Source organism: Prevotella sp. TCVGH, from assembly GCF_023522295.1.
Taxonomy (GTDB): Bacteria; Bacteroidota; Bacteroidia; order Bacteroidales; family Bacteroidaceae; genus Prevotella; species Prevotella timonensis.
In genome coordinates this window covers 13,873-31,979 of the sequence record NZ_QFFX01000013.1, presented here as the reverse complement: position 1 = coordinate 31,979, position 18,107 = coordinate 13,873, and the positions used below count along the sequence as shown (strand labels likewise).

Here is an 18,107-nt window from a genome sequence, read left to right as displayed (position 1 = left end):
AATATAAAAAATAAAATATCTTACTTATTAACGCTTTTATTCATGGCTACATTCTCCGTAACGTATGTCCATGGTCAATCAAAACAGGTAAAGAAAGCAGCAGCTTCTATTTTTAGCCTAACGACTTTCAAAACAGACGGCACCCTATTAGCCTCTACCAATGGCGTCTTTATCAACGATAATGGAGAGGCTATCAGTGCGTTCTATCCTTTTGTAGGCGCAGACAGTGCAGTGGTCATTGACACAAACGGTAATGCTTTGCCCGTGGATGTGATTATTGGAGCTAATGAGTTGTACGACGTCTGTAAATTCAAAGTCAATGGAAAGACGACACCTATTAAAATAGCAAGTACACCTTCTAAGACGGGTGAGAAAGTTTGGATGTTGGGTTATTCCATTAAAAATCAAGAAGCAAAGCAAGTACCTATCCAGAAAACAGAACTTTTCATGGACAAGTATACCTATTATATATTCTCTTCAGAGACACCTGAAAATATGGAGGGCTGCCCTTTTGTTAATGCGAAAGGCGAACTCATTGGGATTTTACAACATGCGAACCATTCGGAAGGAACCCATGCGGTGGATGCTCATTTCATGAAAGACATGCAGATTAACAACGGACTTTCTTTAGCAGACCCTGTATTACGACAAACCACTATCAGGACACAATTGCCTGCAAAAGAAGAAGATGCCTTGGTGACGCTGATGATGGCTTCAGAGCAAAACAAGAAAAACTATCTTAAATATATCCAAGATTTTAAGCACTCGTTTCCTCACGCTGTAGATGGATATGCAGCACAGGCAAGACAGAATGCCAACAAAAAAGAATTTGCAAAAGCTGCAACCGAAATGGAGACTGCCATTCAAAATGTACACAAGAAAGATGCGGCACATGCTGAATACGCAAAAATCATTTTTCATCAACAACTCTTTCAGCCTGACTCTACATACTTAGCTTGGTCGCTTGACAAAGCTCTTGCGGAAGCACAAAAGGCTTATGAAATAAATCCTTTGCCAGCCTATCTGCACCAACAAGCACAAATTATTTACTCCAAGGGAAACTATCAGAAAGCGTATGATATGTTCATTGCATTGACAAAAACGAATCTACGCTCTGGAGAACTTTTTTACGAAGCCGCACAGGCAAAAGCACAATTAAAGGCAAACCAAGCAGAGATTCTGAGTCTGCTTGACAGTGCTGTCGCTGCATGTCCTAAGCCCTTGACACCCATTGCCGCTCCATTTGTACTTGCACGTGGGGCAGCTTATGACCAAGCGGGCGATTACAAAAAAGCCATCATGGATTATAACCGCTATGACACACTCATGCTTGGAAGGGCAAACCATGAATTTTATTATACGCGCTTTAATTGTAATGTAAAACTACGAAGATACCAACAGGCATTGAATGATATTGCGCATGCAGCAGTGCTCAATCGACAAGAGCCAACCTATTTGGCTGAAATGGCTTCGTTGCAACTCAAAGTAAACTACATAGACGATGCCCTTAAAACTACGGAACTCTGCATTGGGATAGCACCTAATTATCCTGACATCTATCTTATCAAAGGACTTGCGCTCATTCAGAAGAAACAAAAGAAGTTAGGCATTGAGGCGTTTGAGAAAGCTAAACAATTAGGCGATAAACGGGCTCAAGACTATATTGACAAATATAAATAACCGCCGCAAGCGTCGAATGAAAAAGAGTAATTCTTAAAATGACAAAGGCAATAGGGATGAGCGAAGAAAATTTGCTCATCCCTATTACCTTTTGATAACTAATCTTCCATTAACATAGAAGTCCTGACGCGACTCAATGTCTCAGGGGTCATCTGAAGATAATTAGCCACATAAGTAAGCGGAGCTCTGAAAACTACTTGTGGATATAACTTACACATGCGCTTATATCTATTTTGAGCTGTTTCAAAGCGAACCAAGTCGGCATGTATCTGTGAAATAATCAAACTTTCTTCTAATATCTTTCTATACATCATCTGAATATTCACATTATGCAAGGCAACTTTCTCTAACTCTTCTTTCGGCAACGCATAAATAACAGAAGCCTCTAAAGCCTCCACCTGCAGATGACTCGGTTCTTCCTTAAACAAGCTCTCGATACACATAAATATGGTGTGATCGGCACCAAGATGCTCTGTCACTTCCTTATCATTCTTAAAATAGAACTGTCGTATCAGACCTTTATCCAAGTAATAAATACATTGACAAATTTCTCCTTCTGCCAATATCATTTCACCTTTAGCAAACTTCATAGGCACCAAAATACTCTCCAAAGCATCTAATTCTTCGTGAGTCATCGTACTATATTTACGAGCTAATTCCCTCGCAATATCACGAGGTGTATTGACAGGTTCTTTCATTTTTGTATGATTGTTAAAGTTAGCATTATCTTCTTCCTAATCTAATTTCAGAACAGCAAGGAAAGCCTTCTGCGGAACCTCGACATTACCAATCTGTTTCATTCGCTTCTTTCCCTTCTTCTGCTTCTCTAAGAGTTTTCGTTTGCGACTCACATCACCACCGTAACATTTGGCAGTCACATCTTTTCGTACACATTTAATGGTCTCTCTTGCAACTATCTTTCCTCCAATAGCCGCCTGTATCGCAATGTCAAATTGCTGTCTCGGAATTAAATCTTTCAACTTTTCGCACATCTTCCTGCCTAAGGTCACCGCATTGTCTTGATGTGTTAAAGTAGAAAGCGCATCTACAGGCTCACCATTCAAGAGAATATCCAACTTTGCAAGTTTAGAAGGTCTGAACGAATCCACATGGTAATCGAATGAGGCATATCCCTTAGAGATAGATTTCAGCTTATCGTAAAAGTCAATCACGATTTCGCCTAATGGCAACATAAAATGCAGCTCTACCCTATTGCCAGAAATAAATTCCTGTTTAATCAATTCCCCTCGTTTGTCCAAACAAAGCGTCATAATCGGACCTATATAATTAGCGTCCGTGATAATCGTGGCTTTAATATAAGGCTCTTCAATATGTTCTATCATCGTCTGTTCGGGAAGTCCCGATGGATTATGAACTTCCTTCGATTCGCCATGCTTGTCATAAACCATATAAGAAACGTTGGGAACGGTGGTAATCACTTCCATATTAAATTCCCTGTCCAAGCGTTCTTGCACAATCTCCATGTGCAACAACCCTAAGAATCCACATCTGAAACCAAAGCCGAGAGCGATGGACGATTCGGGGAGAAAGGACAACGACGCATCGTTGAGTTGCAGCTTTTCCAAGGAAGTGCGCAGATTTTCATAGTCATTGGGATCTATTGGATAGACACCCGCAAAGACCATGGGCTTCACTTCTTGGAAACCAGAGATAGCTTGCGCACAAGGACGAGCAACATGAGTAATGGTATCTCCAACCTTCACCTCTTTGGCATCCTTAATTCCGCTAATGATATATCCCACTTCACCTGTGCTAAGCTCCTGCTTCGGAACCATATTCATCTTAAGAATTCCGATTTCGTCGGCATCATATTCCATTCCAGTATTATAGAATTTGACTTTATCACCTTTCTTGATACTTCCATTTTCTATTTTGAAGTAAGCGATGATACCACGAAAACTATTAAAGACGGAATCGAAAATCAAAGCCTGCAAGGGAGCATCTGTATCTCCTACCGGATGAGGTACACGCTCCACTACCGCTTTCAAGATTTCTTCTATTCCTTGTCCTGTCTTCCCCGATGCACGTAAAATATCCGAGCGTTCACAACCAATGAGTTCAATGATTTCATCTTCCACTTCTTCAGGCATAGCCGAAGGCATATCAATCTTGTTGATGACAGGAATAATTTCTAAATCGTGATCGATTGCCATATACAGGTTTGAGATGGTTTGAGCCTGCACACCCTGTGTTGCATCAACAACCAAGAGTGCTCCCTCACACGCCGCAATACTTCTGCTCACTTCATACGAGAAGTCAACGTGTCCGGGAGTATCAATGAGATTGAGTATATAGTTTTCGCCTTCATATTGATACTCCATTTGGATGGCATGACTCTTAATCGTTATACCACGCTCTTTCTCCAAATCCATATCATCCAACATCTGACCGCCTGTTACTTGTACCGTGTTCGTATATTCTAATAGCCGGTCTGCTAAGGTTGATTTCCCGTGATCAATATGAGCTATTATACAAAAATTCCTTATTCTATTCATTGGTTTGTTTCGTTATCTGCCAATTTAGTTATCGTCAATAAATCCTGTTGTGCAAAGATTGCACGAGCCGAAGACAGAGAAAGTTTACTTTCTATGTTGAGGCGAAGCCAATCTTCTATAAAGATTGCGCAAGCCGAAAACAGAGAAAATTTATTTTCTATGTTGAGGCGAAGCCAAGCTTCTGCAAAGATTGCACGAGCCGAAGACAGAGAAAGTTTACTTTCTATGTGGAGGCGATGCCAAGCTTCTGCAAAGATAGCTATTTATCTTTAATAATTCGTTGGGGCTATTCATAAAATTAGTAAAATATATGTATCTTTGCAAGAAACAAACATCAACAAATGAAAAGGATTTTTATTGTCGCAACCACCGTTTTAGCTCTGATGAGCTGTCACGAAAATTTAGAAGATAGATGTGTTCGTGAAGCAAAAGAATACACCGAGAAATACTGTCCCACTCCCGTTGTCAACAGTACCAGAACAGATAGTGTGACCTTTGACAAAGCAACGAAAACATACCAATACTTTTGTTCGTTTGTGGACGAATTGGATAATCCTGAAATCGTCAAACGAAACACGCAAAAGTTACATTCACTTCTGATTAAGGAAATCAAAGATAACACAAGCATCAAGAAACTGAAGGAAGCAAACTATAATTTTGCCTATATCATTCATTCAAGTAAAAATCCTAACAAGGTGCTTTATCAGCAAACCATACGTGTAAAGGATTACCAGTAAACAGCGACAGCAAGCATAGCACTTAAAAAAGATGAGTTTGTTTTTATCCAAAACAAACTCATCTTTTGCAGTTGTATCTCTCTAAGAGAATTGCACGATTTAAGCTAAGGTAAAAAGATGATCAGCATCTTTTATTTTACCTTCTTTGAAAAGCCAACCTATTCCTAAGTAAACTTCTTCTGTTCCGATTTTTGCAGCTTTGGCAATTTCAGCTACGCTCATTGCCTTACCAGCTGATGCCAATGTTTGATAAACATCACCAGCACGGAAACCAACACTTTCTGCGTTTACTACCAAAGCAGGCTTCTTCACAGAAGTTCTTTTGCATGCTGTAGTTTTCTTTGCTGGAGCTGCCTTCTTAGAAGCTGCTGCTGTTGTTACTTTCTTTTCTGTCATAATCGCTAAGTTATTAATTATTATTAAGCCACGTGTGGCTGTTTGTTTATAATTTATGATACAAAAGTAGTATTTTTCTTTTAAATATACTAATTTTCAATTAACGAAATAACACATTTGCAGCCTACAACGCATAAAAATCGTCGTTTATTGATGTAAATCAAGTTTTATCTGCAATTCGTCCAACTGCTTATCATCAATATAATTAGGAGCATCCAACATTACATCCCTTCCACTGTTGTTCTTTGGGAAGGCAATACAGTCACGAATACTGTCAAGCCCAGCCATGATGCTCACGAAGCGATCCAAGCCAAATGCTAACCCTGCATGAGGTGGCGCACCGTACTTAAAGGCATTGATTAAGAAGCCAAATTGAGCCATGGCTTTTTCTGGAGTGAAGCCCAAGATTTCAAACATTTTTGCTTGTAACTGACCGTCATGGATTCTCAAGCTACCACCTCCCACTTCGATGCCATTGCAAACAAAGTCATAAGCCTTTGCTCTAACTTTCTCTGGATGTTCGTCAAGCAGTGGAATATCTTCTGGATTGGGCATGGTAAACGGATGATGCGTTGCCATCAATCGCTGTTCCTCGTCGCTCCACTCAAAGAGTGGGAAATCAACAATCCACAGACACTCAAACTTGTTCTTATCTCGCAAGCCGAGCCGTTCGCCCATCTCAAGTCTCAGCGCACACAACTGTACGCGGGTCTTGTTAGGTTGGTTTCCGCTCAATATCAGCACAAGGTCGCCATCTTTAGCCCCCATCTGCTCTTTCACCGCTAACAGTTGCTCCTGTGTGTAAAATTTATCGATGGAACTCTTGATACTCCCGTCCTCATTATATTTGATGTACACCAATCCTTTGGCACCTACCTGTGGACGCTTCACAAACTCTGTCAAGCCATCCAATTGCTTGCGCGTGTAGTTGGCACAGCCCGGCACACAGATTCCACCAATATAAGCTGCCTCGTTAAACACACTGAAGTCTGCTTTCCCCTTCAGGGTATCCATCAGTTCTACAAACTCCATTCCAAACCGCAAGTCGGGTTTGTCGCTACCAAAGCGTTTCATCGCCTCTGCCCAAGTCATTTGTTGCAACTTGGCAGGCAATTCAACTCCTCGAATTTCCTTGAAAAGATGACGACAAAGGTTTTCAAACAAGCCAATCACATCTTCCTGATCGACAAAGCTCATCTCACAGTCTATTTGTGTAAACTCAGGCTGCCGGTCGGCACGCAAGTCTTCATCTCTGAAACATTTGGCTATCTGGAAGTAACGGTCGAAGCCGCTCACCATTAACAACTGTTTCAAGGTTTGAGGACTTTGTGGCAGTGCATAGAACTGTCCTGGGTTCATACGTGAAGGTACCACAAAATCACGTGCGCCTTCGGGGGTAGACCCAATCAACACAGGCGTTTCCACCTCAATGAATTGCTCATTATCCAAGAAATTACGTATTAGGATAGTCATGCGATGACGCAATTCAAGATTCTTCCGCACCATAGGGCGACGCAAATCCAAATAGCGATACTTCATACGCAAGTCATCGCCACCATCTGTCTCATCCTCTATCTTAAAAGGTGGTGTGAGGCTCTCGCTCAAAATCACCAATTGACTCACAAGAATCTCAATGTCTCCTGTGGGCATCTTTTCATTTTTGCTTTGTCGTTCGCTCACCTTGCCCTTCACCTGAATACAGAACTCACGTCCCAGTTTGTTCGCCTGTTCACAGAGCTTTGCATCAGCGGCTTCATTAAAAACCAGTTGTGTTATTCCATAACGGTCGCGCAAATCAACAAAAGTCATTCCGCCCATTTTTCGGGTGCGTTGTACCCATCCCGACAAGGTTACTTCCTTGTTCACATCAGAGAGCCTTAACTCTCCACATGTATTTGTTCTATACATAGTTTGAAAATTATATTCATTTTTAGGAGCCCACAATGGGTTCCATTTACAACATTGCAAAATTAAGTAAAATTGCTGAAACAAGCAAAGTCTGCAATCACTAATCTGCATTTCAAAGTTTTACGCCAGCTTTGTGCGGTATCGTGAAGACAATAGTTTAATTTTTCTTAATATTTGACCGTTATCATTATTTTATATCTATCTTTGCAGCGAATAGTTGTAAAAGAAAGGATAAACAATGAAAAAATTAATGATGCTTACGTTGATGCTCTTTACCTGTTTCACCATGGCAAATGCTCAACAGAATGCACAAATCAAGTTTGATAAAACAACACAGAGTTTCGGTGAGTTCAGTGAGAGTTCACCTGTTCAAACCTGCGTTTTCACCTTTACCAATGTGGGTAATGCGCCTCTGATTATCAATCAGGCTGTAGCAAGCTGCGGCTGCACAGTTCCAGCATATACCAAGACCCCTATTCAACCGGGCAAGAAAGGCGAAATCAAAGTAACGTATAATGGTAAGGGTAAGTTCCCTGGTCATTTTAAGAAAACGATTACTGTTCGCACGAATGGGCAGCCAGAAATGACTCGTCTCTACATTGAGGGAGTCATGAAAGAAGCTAAATAGACGAACAAAGCATTATGAATATCAGGCAATTTGAAGATATCCTTCTTTGAATTGCCTTTTTTATTTTCCCCAAAAGTACCCTCTCTCTCTTGAGAAAAAGTGCGAGCGTCAGTCTTCCAAAGTACGCCAAATGGTACTACACATTTCTTCCTGATGAATATTGGATAGAAAAATACGAAAATGGTACTTACTAACTCATGGAGATAAGGGCATTAACCCATGGAGATAAGGGGCTTATAATAAAGACTTAAGCCCTTTAACTCATTGAGTTATTAACGCAACGAGACCTTGAAACAGCAAGCGTTCTACGCATGAAACTTTGTCGACAGATATGATGAAATAAAGTGCATGCGCTCCATGTTGGAAAACATGCACGTAAAAAGGTAAGAAACATCGCAAAATAAAGATAAATTTTGTATTTTTGCAAAACGATTGAATATGTTACAACTACAACGTCATAATATGAAAAAGTTACTATTGACATTGATTTCCCTCCTAATGGTAAGTCTGTCGTGGGCTGCCAAAGCGTGGAAAATGCCGCTAACGGTCACGCAACCCGACGGTAGCGTGTTACAAGCCTACCAACATGGAGATGAACATTTCAACTGGTACACCGACAAAGACGGTGTCATACTGATTCGCAAAGCCGACACCTTTTATATTGCACATATCGACCGATATGGGAAAATATCATCGTCAAACCTCTTGGCGCATGAGAAATCGCAACGACAGGACGCTGAAAAGAGAGCCGTAGCAGCGCAAAACAGAAACCTGTTTTTTGAAAGAGCACAACAACAGATAGAAACTCGTGCCATGCGTCGCGAACCTGTACAAGTGGACAATACCTTTTTTCCACACATGGGTTCGCCCAAAGCCATTGTCATTTTGGCTCAATACAATGACACCCCATTTACACTTACCAATCCTCGCCAATCGTTTCAACAGTTTCTCAATGGCGAAGGAGAACCTGTTGACTACGAACACAGTAAAGGTAGAAATGCATCGAGCGTGAAGCAATATTTCAAGGACATGAGCTTTGGTAAGTTTATACCACAATTTGACGTCTATGGTCCTGTGACACTTCCGCACGAACTTGCATATTATGGAGGAACAGATCCCAACGGTGGCGGCGAAAAATTCAGTGAACTGATTACTGATGCCTGCCGACTGATGGACGATTCGCTTAATTTTGCCAACTATGATGCCAATGGCGACGGCTATGCCGATTTGGTGTATGTTGTCTATTCAGGCTATGGACAGAACATGGGTGCCCCCGACAACACCATGTGGCCCAAAGCAGGAACGATTTACCCCTGCCCCTCCTTTGACGGAAAAAAGATATGTAGGGCAGGTATCAGCAACGAACTGATTGGCAACCCTAAAACTCCTAAGAAAAAAATGATATCAGGCATCGGACTCTTTTGTCATGAATTCAGTCACTGTATGGGGCTTCCCGATTTCTATCCTACATTGGCGAGTGCCCGAGGGGACAACCAAGGAATGGAGGCATGGAGCCTCATGGACGATGGCGAATATACCGCCAATGGCTGGTGGCCTACTGCCTATACGGCTTGGGAACGCGAAGCCATGGGCTGGATGACGATTGATAATTTGACCACTGCGCAGCAAATTGAATTGCAAACCATTGATAACAAGGGCAAAGCCTATCGCATTTACAATGATAACGATCCGAGCACAAAAGATTATTACATTGTTCAGAACATTCAAGCCGAGCGTTGGAATGCAGGCTTGAAGAGTCATGGACTGTTGATGTATCATGTAAATTACGAGGCTACAGCATTTATATTATCATCAAACAGCGTGAACAATGTGAAAGGCAAGCCTCGCATGACAGTAATTCCTGCTGATGGATTGCTGTATAGCTCGTACAATGGGGACAGAAATAAATACAAAGAAGATTTAAAAGGCGACCTTTTTCCCGGGACGAAGAATGTAACAGAACTCACAGATGCGAACAACTTGCCCAACTATGCACCATGGACAGGGGGGACTCTTGATAAGCCCATTTATAACATTTCGGAAAGAGATGGCAAGATATATTTTGATTTTCTTCGAAAAGTTTCCACCGATGGCATTGAACAAGCTACGTACAAAGACCGACCTGTCGATGAGCGCATCTACACACTGGACGGTCGTTATGTAGGAACCAATGACAGAGTATTAGAAAAAGGTATCTATATCAGAAATCACAAGAAGTTTGTCAAGCCTTAAAACGAACAAATCCAACCAAACGTTTTGGTTGGATTTGTTCTTTAGGGACTGCTATGGGCTGCGCTCAATCAAAAGGAAAAGAGGGATAGCACGCTAAACTCGCTCTCCAAAGATAGCCGACCCCACTCTCACCATGGTTGACCCACACTCCACAGCGATGCGATAATCATGGCTCATCCCCCAACTGCGTTCCTTGAAATAAGGTGCATCGGCAAAATATTGTGACTTCACTTCATCGAAAAAACGGCTCGCCAACGTCATCTCTTCCCGTATCTGCGCTTCGTCATCAACATTGGACGCCATCATCATCAAGCCACAGATGCGCACATGCTCCAAGCTCCGCCATTGTCCTTTTGCCAACCATTGGCGGCAATCGGACAACGAGAAGCCGTATTTAGTGGCTTCCTCCGCAATGTGCAACTCAAGCAACACATCAATGACACGATGATTGCGCGCCGCCTGCTTCTCGATTTCAAGCAAGAGTTTCTCTGAGTCAACAGCCTCAATCATCGTGATATAAGGAGCTATCAACCGAACTTTGTTGGTTTGCAGATGTCCTATGAAATGCCACTGAATATCTTTGGGCAGCATTTCCACCTTTCTACTTAGCTCTTGTTCTCTGCTCTCTCCAAACACACGTTGCCCACAAGCATAAGCCTCGGCAATGCTCTCGGCAGGATGATACTTGCTAATTGCCACCAACTTAACGTGAGCAGGCAATTGCTGTTGAATGTTTTGTAAATTTTGAACTACGTTGACCATGATATTGACTGTTGATGTAGGAAGAAATAAGGTGAGTGGTTGCTAAGTGAAGTGAAACGGCATCTCGTTATTTAGTAGCGTCTGCCGAATCCATTTCAGGTTGATCATCAGCTTGCGTTTTCATTTCATGTTCGAAAACATCCATGATTTTTGTCTCCGCAATATTCGCTACTGTGAAATCCAATACGCTGGTAGAAAACACTTCCTCGATGTTCTTCAATGCACCAGCCACCGAATTAGCTTGCACCAAGTAATTAACGGCAGTGCGCTTTTCCTTGCCTTTTTCTTCATCGATGGTGATGAACATCAGTTTTGCCTTATACCATTTATCATCATTCTCTCCGTCACTGAAAAAGATTTCTCCATAGGTGGCAGGCGTAATATTCTTGATAACGAACTCGCCACTCGAAAAGGAAGACATCTCCTGTGTGATTGCTTTTTCTGCTTCACCAAACGTAAAGGCGTCTATGACATACATTTCTCGCACTTTGGTAAAAAGTCCGTCCTCTCCTTGTCGTTCATATTGCACACTTGTCTCAAACCAATTGGCATTTCTTGTTCTCATGTTGTTCTTTTTTTTTAGTAATTATGAATGCAAAAGTACAAAAAAATAATAGACCTGCAAGTTTTGCGCAATCAATATATTTGCTACCTTTGCAGGAAGACAGGACAGACTTCAGCAACCCGTAGTCTACCCTCTCGGTGCAGAAACGAACAAAGAAACGAACGAACAACGTTGCGGAAATTACGAAATATGAACTTACCACTCTTTTTATCCAAACGCATTTACCAAGAACAAGGAGACAAACAAAAGGTGTCCAAACCTGCTATTCGCATTGCAACTATCGGTGTGGGCATCGGTTTGGCGGTCATGCTGATATCCGTATGCGTTGTCTTTGGGTTCAAACATGCCGTGAGCAACAAGGTCATTGGGTTTGGAAGTCACATCCAAGTGGCAAACTTCATGACGCTGCAAACCTCTGAATCTTATCCCATCCAAATGGGCGACTCGATGATTCAGGTGCTGAAAAAATGTCCGGGGGTAGACCATGTACAGCGTTTTGCAAACAAACAAGGGGTTCTCAAGACCGACTCAGACTTCTTAGGCGTTGTCTTCAAAGGCGTAGGACCCGATTTTGATTCCACCTTCATCAAGCACAATTTAATAGAAGGTCACATCCCAGCATTCTCAGACAAGAAGAGTAGCAACCAAATTCTATTGTCAAAATCCATGGCACAAAAGCTGCAACTCAAATTAGGCAATCGTATTTTCGCCTATTTTATCGATGACCATGGTGTACGTGTCCGACGATTTAAGATTGCAGGCATCTATCAAACCAACCTTGCCCAATACGATGATGTGACTTGCTACATTGATTTGTACACCGCTGTGAAGCTCAATGGGTGGGAAACAGATCAGGTCTCAGGAGCAGAAATAACGGTTAAGGATTTCCAACAGGTGGACATGACGGCGAACTACCTTATTCAAAACGTCAATCGCTCCGTCGATCAATATGGCGAGACCTATTCCTCAAAAACCATTCGAGATATTAGTCCGCAAATCTTTTCATGGCTCGATTTGCTCGATCTCAATGTCTGGATTATATTAGCCCTCATGTTGGCAGTGGCTGCCATTACGATGATTTCAGGCTTGCTCATCATCATTCTTGAAAGAGTACAGATGATTGGGGTACTCAAAGCCATGGGAGCGCGCAACAATATGATAAGGCGCACCTTCCTATGGTTTGCCGCTTTCATCATTGGACGAGGCATGATTTTAGGCAATCTCATTGGCTTAGGGCTCGTTGCGTTACAGCATTATACAGGTTTGGTGAAGCTTGACCCCGAAGTATATTATGTGAATACGGTTCCAGTAGAAATCAATGTTTGGATAATTCTGCTCCTCAACCTCGGCACTTTGGTCATCAGTCTGTTGGTGTTGATAGCACCCAGTCAACTTATCTCACACATCCACCCTGCCAAATCAATGAGATACGAATAAAGGAATCGTATTTTATCAACTTCATGCACAGCGCATAAAACACAGCACATCACTCTTTTGAAAGCCAAAAAATAGTGATGAAGGCACTCGTTCGTTCATAAAATCACCATTTAGCTGCAAAATATGCACATTATATTTGCTAATGTGCAAAGAACATCTTAACTTTGCACACAAATAGAACAAATGTGCAAGAACCGGACTGTGTAACTTCACATTATAATATTACGAACATGAACGAACTAACAAACAGCCCAAAGCATACAGCAAACGGGATAGAAATACCGAGTTTTAATGCGCTCATTGAAAAGAGTATCAAAGACCATTGGACGCTTGATGCGCTGACAGATTATCAAGGTGCTACACTGCAGTATCACGATGTAGCGCGAAAGATAGAGAAGCTGCACATCCTGTTTGAAAATAGTGGTGTGGAAAAGGGAGATAAAATTGCGCTATGCGGTCGTAATAGTTCTGCATGGGCATGCGCATTCTTAGCAACTTTGACTTACGGAGCAGTGGCTGTTCCCATTCTGCACGAGTTTACAGCAGAACAAATTCACAACATTGTAAATCATAGCGAAGCCAAACTGTTGTTTGTAGGCGATGTGGTAGCAACGGTCATCGATGCAGCCCAAATGCCCGACTTAGAGGGTATTATCTATCTTCCAGACTACTCATTGGTGGAGTCCAGAACAGAGAAATTAACTTATGCACGTGAACATCTCAACGAGATGTTTGGGAAAAAATATCCAAAGTATTTCCGTCAAGAACATGTAAAATATTATATTGAAAAAAATCCTGATGAGTTGGCGCTTATCAACTATACCAGTGGCACAACAGGCTACTCAAAAGGAGTCATGCTTCCCTATCGTGCACTGTGGGGAAACATTGCCTTTGCTTTTCATAACTTGAAAGATAAGATACACCCAGAAGATCATGTGATGAGTATTCTCCCTATGGCTCACATGTACGGAATGGCGTTTGAGTTCCTATACGAGTTTATGTCAGGCTGTCATATCTTCTACTTAACTCGCTTACCGAGTCCAGCCATCATTGCCAAGGCATTTGCAGACATCAAGCCGTCGCTCATCATTGCAGTGCCATTAGTGATAGAGAAGATTATCAGAAAGCGTGTCTATCCAAAGATTGAGAGCAACAATATGTTGAAACTACTACTCAATATGCCTGTTATCAATAAAAAGGTGGAAGAGAAGATATGCCAAGAAGTTTATCAAGCCTTTGGTGGTAATCTATATCAGATTATTATTGGAGGGGCTGCGCTCAATCAAGATGTGGAGAAATTCTTGCATCGCATCGGTTTTCCTTATACGGTAGGATACGGTGCAACAGAATGTGCACCCATCATTTCTTATTCGGATTGGAAGACTTTCGCACCAGGAAGTTGCGGAAGACCTGCCTATCTCATGGAGGTGAAAATTGACAGTTCCGATCCTGAAAACGTTGCAGGAGAAATTTTAGCCAAAGGACCAAATGTGATGTTGGGCTATTATAAGGATGAAGAAGCGACAAAACAAGCCATTGATAAAGACGGCTGGTACCATACAGGCGATTTGGGAACGATGGATAGTGAAGGGAACATCTTTATCAAAGGTCGCTCCAAAAACATGCTTCTCGGTGCCAGTGGGCAGAATATTTACCCCGAAGAAATAGAAGATAAGCTTAACTCGCTGCCATTGGTGAGCGAGAGTGTGGTACTTCAGGATGGAGACAAACTTGTTGGGCTCGTCTATCCAGACTTTGATGAAGCGAAAACACTTGGACTTGACCATGAAGATTTGGAAAAAATCATGGAGCAAAATAGGCAAGAGCTCAATAAGTTGATACCTGCGTACAGCAAGCTTTCCGCCATTAAAATTCACGAAACAGAGTTTGAAAAGACGCCTAAAAGGAGTATTAAGCGTTATCTGTATCAGTCGAAAATATAAGCGAGTGGAGCGCAAAAGCGAGACTTCCTCGATGCTCGCATTCCCTTCTAAAAACAATCATTAAAAAAGTCTTCACGCATATGGTGAAGACTTTTTTATTGGGTCGCTATTCGAAGATTCGTTCAACGAATATTCAAAGAGGATTCTACCCCCTGTTTACTTGGTAGCTTTCCACAGTCCGTGCAAGTTGCAATACTCACGAGCTGTTACTTCCTTAGCACAGGTCTTAAATTCTGCTACTGGTTTTTCGCCCGGTTTCAAGAACTTTCTTAACACACCATTCTCGGTAATCAAATCAATCCATTGAATGTAATGTTCCTCTGCCATAGGATGTTCCACTTCACCTACAGTTACACGGTAACCACAGTCAGTCTTCTCAATCACTGGAACATGCTTTTCAGTAGCAGCGTCGGTTGTATTTTCTGTCAACAACTCCATGGGCTTACCACAGCAGCTTAATGTTCCTGTACTTGCATTCACTACCTCAACGATGTTTCCACAAACGGAACATCTGTAAATTTGTTTTGTTTTTGTCATAATTTCGTATTCTATAATGTTGTTATCGCAAAGATAATCATTTTACAACAAAAACGCAATCTTAAACTTGTAAAAAATCTAAATTTTAGACGAATGATTGTCTCAGCATTCATGTTGCCACAGTTCTTACATTTTAATCCTGATGATTTTTGGTGTGAACATTCAGACGTTTTTGTCCTGTTGTTTTACCAAAAAACGGTCAATGAAAATCTGCGAAATAGAAAATTTTAATAGGCAAACACCCAACAAAATGATGCTGATTTGAACAAAGAAAACGTCTGTTCGGGTTGAAACATTGACTTAACGGGCTTGGAAACACCATTTAAGGGCGTTAGAAACATGACATAACCAGCTTAAAGCATGCAAATAGCAGGCTTATCTCAATGGGATAGCTGGAAAGAAAGGTGGAAAAAAGGAAGAAAAAGAAGCGTTTGAGCCGTAACATGTTCAAAAACAAAATGTTACGAACATCACTCAAAACTCGCGTATTTGCGATCAAGTGTGACGTTGGTTGCTGGCACGCGAGTTATGAGAGGCTGTTTGTAAAGAAAATTCAGCATTAATGACGCTCACACGAAACGTTCCACCCATAGTACTTACACTGCTTGTTGGATGTCCTTTCGCTGCAAAAATATCTGCCTATGTGGAAAGCGTCTGGTGCAAAATGTTTATGGGAAAGATTGCGCTTGACGATGAGTAGCCCAAAAACTCCTACCGCCTAAGAAGCATCATCCATGCCCCTCCCCTTCGAAGTCCTGTCGCTTGTTAGACCGGAGTATCCTCTGGACGCTCCGAAAAGAGCTGATCGGTCGAAATCATTTCATCCTGATCAAACCACTGTGCCATCTTCGATTGGGCTTTCTTCTTGACATCATCCGAAACATCGACCCATACTCGTTTCAAGACATAAATCAAAACTGCCAAGTCGTCACTGAGTCCAGCAATTGGAATTGCATCTGGCACCACATCGAGGGGACTAATCAGATAGCCTAATGCACCGATAATCATTGCTTTGTCTTTGACAGACACCTGATCACTCTCAAGGGTATAATACAGCACAAGAGCGGCATACACCAACTTAGCACCAGCTCGCTTAGCAATGCTTGCTATCTTATCGATAAATCCTGCTTTTGAGAATTTATCCTTGTAGTTGATAAAATCTGGTAATTTAGTTTCCATTTTCTTTTGTTGTTGTTATCGTTATCTATCTTACTGTTTATTCCGATTGCTTTGCTTCCATTTTTTGGACAAGCAAGGGTCAATGGTGCCTTATTGCAAGGCAACCTCATCGTCCTCTGGAATTAAATCCCTGACGGGAATATTTCGTAATTCATCTAAGTATTTCTTTCGAAGATCGAACACACCTTTCCATTGCGGAGTTTCCAAATGGTCGTGCAAATCCAAGTCAAGATGCCAAGCCCCCAACGCCTCTAAGCGGTCGACTAAAGTCCCCACCGTCAGATGATCCAACACTTCGGCAGGTTGGTAAATCAACTCTCCCTCCGCACTGTCGCCATCATAGCTTGAATTGATAAGGTGAACAACGGTCATGTCGTACAACAAATCGTTAGTAATACGAATAGGAATGTTGGTTTCTAACTTCAATTCGAGGGCCGTATAAGGTTTCTTTCCTTCAATGAATCGTTTACAAATCTTACCCAAAAGTACCCCACTCAACAAGAGACGGTAGCGATGACTCAGTTCGGCAGGGTTGGTCATGAATGCTAAATCCTCTAAATTTTGATTGGTGTAGCACAATTGTGCGCCAAACAAACATATCGTCCATGATATTTGCATCCACAACATAAAAAGCGGTAAGGCAGCAAAAGTACCGTAAATAGCATTATAACTGGAGAGCAACATTTGCCCGTGGATATAGAACAATTGCAAGAACTGCATCGCAACACCTGCCAAGATGCCTGGTGCCAAAGCCGCAGAAAACTTCACTTTGGTATTCGGCATAAAGATGTATAAGCCTACAAATACGCAGGAGATAATCACGAACGGCATCAGGTTGAGCGCAATCTGCAAAATAGGAGCAAGCAGCATATAACTGGACGCCCTGTCTACAAAGGTGGTCATGAAAATAGAAATACCCGAAATGAGCACTATCATGATGGGCATCATGAAGACCATCGCCAAGTAATCGGTCACCGTACGAAAGAGTCCACGCTCCTGTTTCACCTGCCAAATGCTGTTGAATGTTTGCTCTATCGTCCGCGTTAGTCTGAGTACGGTCCAAAGCATGAATAACAATCCCACCCCAAGTATCACACCGCTATGGGTATGTATCAAGTATGAATTGACAAAACGGATAATGATGTCAGCCGCCTGTTCTTGCCCCGACAGCGCTTGTCTAAACCATTCTTCGATGTACTTGGAGAACCCAAATCCTCTGGCGATGGCAAACACAACAGCGCAGATAGGAACGATTGCCAACAAGGTGGAATAGGTCAGAGCCGCTGCATAATCGCTCGTTCCCTTGGTAAAGAAGAAGGTAATGGCTAAATACAGTTTTTTGAGAATACTCACCAGCAGATATTTCGGTTTAGAAACGTCGTCTGACTTCAGTCGCCACATATCAATGGTTAGAAAGTTCTTCAATTTTTGTAAGGATTGATTCATTGAAGTGTGAGTTTATTAGTGAGGTGGGCAGGGGCTTGATAAGCCGCCTTTCGCCACGTTATATACCGTGTTTGCCGCATGAGCATTTCCAACAGGGGCGTCTCTCGCCGATACTGATAGGAGGACAACATCCACCCGACC

At 42.0% G+C, this 18,107-nt stretch carries 15 protein-coding genes; 6 read left to right on the top strand and 9 right to left on the bottom strand.

Annotated elements, in window-relative coordinates; genetic code table 11:
- Positions 1 to 42 precede the first annotated feature (42 nt).
- Positions 43 to 1,680 carry a tetratricopeptide repeat protein gene (locus DEM91_RS03950; protein WP_249858074.1) on the top strand — a complete coding sequence of 546 codons (1,638 nt, stop codon included), beginning with the start codon at positions 43 to 45 and terminating at the stop codon, positions 1,678 to 1,680.
- Between the two features lie 98 nt (positions 1,681 to 1,778).
- Here DEM91_RS03950 and DEM91_RS03945 read toward each other — a convergent pair whose 3' ends face one another.
- Both DEM91_RS03945 and lepA read right to left on the bottom strand, forming a co-directional pair.
- Positions 1,779 to 2,378, bottom strand: a complete 600-nt coding sequence (locus DEM91_RS03945; RefSeq protein ID WP_103003663.1) for a Crp/Fnr family transcriptional regulator — start codon at positions 2,376 to 2,378, stop codon at positions 1,779 to 1,781.
- 36 nt (positions 2,379 to 2,414) lie between these two features.
- Entirely contained in the window at positions 2,415 to 4,196 is a 1,782-nt protein-coding gene (gene lepA, locus DEM91_RS03940; RefSeq protein ID WP_195253239.1) for a translation elongation factor 4, read from the bottom strand.
- A 341-nt stretch (positions 4,197 to 4,537) separates the two neighbouring features.
- Between lepA and DEM91_RS03935 the strand changes: the two genes are divergently transcribed.
- On the top strand, positions 4,538 to 4,933 hold the full coding sequence (locus DEM91_RS03935; RefSeq protein ID WP_025072362.1) for a hypothetical protein: 396 nt from the start codon (positions 4,538 to 4,540) through the stop codon (positions 4,931 to 4,933).
- Between the two features lie 99 nt (positions 4,934 to 5,032).
- Here the strand turns inward: DEM91_RS03935 and DEM91_RS03930 are convergent, their stop codons facing one another.
- Positions 5,033 to 5,329 (bottom strand): winged helix-turn-helix domain-containing protein, encoded by a 297-nt coding sequence (locus DEM91_RS03930; protein WP_249858073.1) that lies wholly within the window; start codon positions 5,327 to 5,329, stop codon positions 5,033 to 5,035.
- Positions 5,330 to 5,476: 147 nt separating this feature from the next.
- Positions 5,477 to 7,237, bottom strand: coding sequence for an aspartate--tRNA ligase (aspS, locus tag DEM91_RS03925; protein ID WP_249858072.1), 1,761 nt, complete (start codon positions 7,235 to 7,237; stop codon positions 5,477 to 5,479).
- A gap of 238 nt (positions 7,238 to 7,475) precedes the next feature.
- Between aspS and DEM91_RS03920 the strand changes: the two genes are divergently transcribed.
- Positions 7,476 to 7,865: a DUF1573 domain-containing protein gene (locus DEM91_RS03920; RefSeq protein WP_195254214.1), complete on the top strand. Its 390-nt coding sequence runs from the start codon at positions 7,476 to 7,478 to the stop codon at positions 7,863 to 7,865.
- A 462-nt stretch (positions 7,866 to 8,327) separates the two neighbouring features.
- Positions 8,328 to 10,097 carry a M6 family metalloprotease domain-containing protein gene (locus DEM91_RS03915; RefSeq protein ID WP_249858071.1) on the top strand — a complete coding sequence of 590 codons (1,770 nt, stop codon included), beginning with the start codon at positions 8,328 to 8,330 and terminating at the stop codon, positions 10,095 to 10,097.
- A 93-nt stretch (positions 10,098 to 10,190) separates the two neighbouring features.
- On the opposite strand, the gene DEM91_RS03910 is transcribed toward DEM91_RS03915, so the two are convergent.
- The gene (locus DEM91_RS03910; protein ID WP_249858070.1) at positions 10,191 to 10,859 is read right to left on the bottom strand and encodes a YggS family pyridoxal phosphate-dependent enzyme; all 669 of its coding nucleotides are present in this window, start codon (positions 10,857 to 10,859) and stop codon (positions 10,191 to 10,193) included.
- Between the two features lie 67 nt (positions 10,860 to 10,926).
- Complete coding sequence (locus DEM91_RS03905; protein WP_008122299.1) at positions 10,927 to 11,424, bottom strand: DUF4494 domain-containing protein; 498 nt, start codon at positions 11,422 to 11,424, stop codon at positions 10,927 to 10,929.
- Positions 11,425 to 11,613: 189 nt separating this feature from the next.
- On the opposite strand from DEM91_RS03905, the gene DEM91_RS03900 reads away from it, so the two are divergent.
- Together DEM91_RS03900 and DEM91_RS03895 are read left to right on the top strand one after the other, a co-directional pair.
- The gene (locus DEM91_RS03900) at positions 11,614 to 12,861 is read left to right on the top strand and encodes an ABC transporter permease (protein ID WP_249858069.1); all 1,248 of its coding nucleotides are present in this window, start codon (positions 11,614 to 11,616) and stop codon (positions 12,859 to 12,861) included.
- Between the two features lie 230 nt (positions 12,862 to 13,091).
- Entirely contained in the window at positions 13,092 to 14,804 is a 1,713-nt protein-coding gene (locus DEM91_RS03895; protein WP_249858068.1) for an AMP-binding protein, read from the top strand.
- A gap of 156 nt (positions 14,805 to 14,960) precedes the next feature.
- Here the strand turns inward: DEM91_RS03895 and DEM91_RS03890 are convergent, their stop codons facing one another.
- From DEM91_RS03890 to DEM91_RS03880, 3 genes are all read right to left on the bottom strand, one after another.
- Positions 14,961 to 15,341, bottom strand: a complete 381-nt coding sequence (locus DEM91_RS03890) for a desulfoferrodoxin (RefSeq protein ID WP_195253247.1) — start codon at positions 15,339 to 15,341, stop codon at positions 14,961 to 14,963.
- A 765-nt stretch (positions 15,342 to 16,106) separates the two neighbouring features.
- Complete coding sequence (locus tag DEM91_RS03885; RefSeq protein ID WP_249858067.1) at positions 16,107 to 16,520, bottom strand: YkvA family protein; 414 nt, start codon at positions 16,518 to 16,520, stop codon at positions 16,107 to 16,109.
- A gap of 90 nt (positions 16,521 to 16,610) precedes the next feature.
- Complete coding sequence (locus DEM91_RS03880; protein WP_249858066.1) at positions 16,611 to 17,966, bottom strand: YihY/virulence factor BrkB family protein; 1,356 nt, start codon at positions 17,964 to 17,966, stop codon at positions 16,611 to 16,613.
- Between the last annotated feature and the right edge of the window lie 141 nt (positions 17,967 to 18,107).

Bases quoted from the DNA above. Each gene is read 5' to 3' on its own strand.
- DEM91_RS03950 (WP_249858074.1), top strand. From the start codon at position 43: ATGGCTACATTCTCCGTAACGTATGTCCATGGTCAATCAAAACAGGTA.
- DEM91_RS03945 (WP_103003663.1), bottom strand. From the start codon at position 2,378: ATGAAAGAACCTGTCAATACACCTCGTGATATTGCGAGGGAATTAGCT.
- lepA (WP_195253239.1), bottom strand. From the start codon at position 4,196: ATGAATAGAATAAGGAATTTTTGTATAATAGCTCATATTGATCACGGG.
- DEM91_RS03935 (WP_025072362.1), top strand. From the start codon at position 4,538: ATGAAAAGGATTTTTATTGTCGCAACCACCGTTTTAGCTCTGATGAGC.
- DEM91_RS03930 (WP_249858073.1), bottom strand. From the start codon at position 5,329: ATGACAGAAAAGAAAGTAACAACAGCAGCAGCTTCTAAGAAGGCAGCT.
- aspS (WP_249858072.1), bottom strand. From the start codon at position 7,237: ATGTATAGAACAAATACATGTGGAGAGTTAAGGCTCTCTGATGTGAAC.
- DEM91_RS03920 (WP_195254214.1), top strand. From the start codon at position 7,476: ATGAAAAAATTAATGATGCTTACGTTGATGCTCTTTACCTGTTTCACC.
- DEM91_RS03915 (WP_249858071.1), top strand. From the start codon at position 8,328: ATGAAAAAGTTACTATTGACATTGATTTCCCTCCTAATGGTAAGTCTG.
- DEM91_RS03910 (WP_249858070.1), bottom strand. From the start codon at position 10,859: ATGGTCAACGTAGTTCAAAATTTACAAAACATTCAACAGCAATTGCCT.
- DEM91_RS03905 (WP_008122299.1), bottom strand. From the start codon at position 11,424: ATGAGAACAAGAAATGCCAATTGGTTTGAGACAAGTGTGCAATATGAA.
- DEM91_RS03900 (WP_249858069.1), top strand. From the start codon at position 11,614: ATGAACTTACCACTCTTTTTATCCAAACGCATTTACCAAGAACAAGGA.
- DEM91_RS03895 (WP_249858068.1), top strand. From the start codon at position 13,092: ATGAACGAACTAACAAACAGCCCAAAGCATACAGCAAACGGGATAGAA.
- DEM91_RS03890 (WP_195253247.1), bottom strand. From the start codon at position 15,341: ATGACAAAAACAAAACAAATTTACAGATGTTCCGTTTGTGGAAACATC.
- DEM91_RS03885 (WP_249858067.1), bottom strand. From the start codon at position 16,520: ATGGAAACTAAATTACCAGATTTTATCAACTACAAGGATAAATTCTCA.
- DEM91_RS03880 (WP_249858066.1), bottom strand. From the start codon at position 17,966: ATGAATCAATCCTTACAAAAATTGAAGAACTTTCTAACCATTGATATG.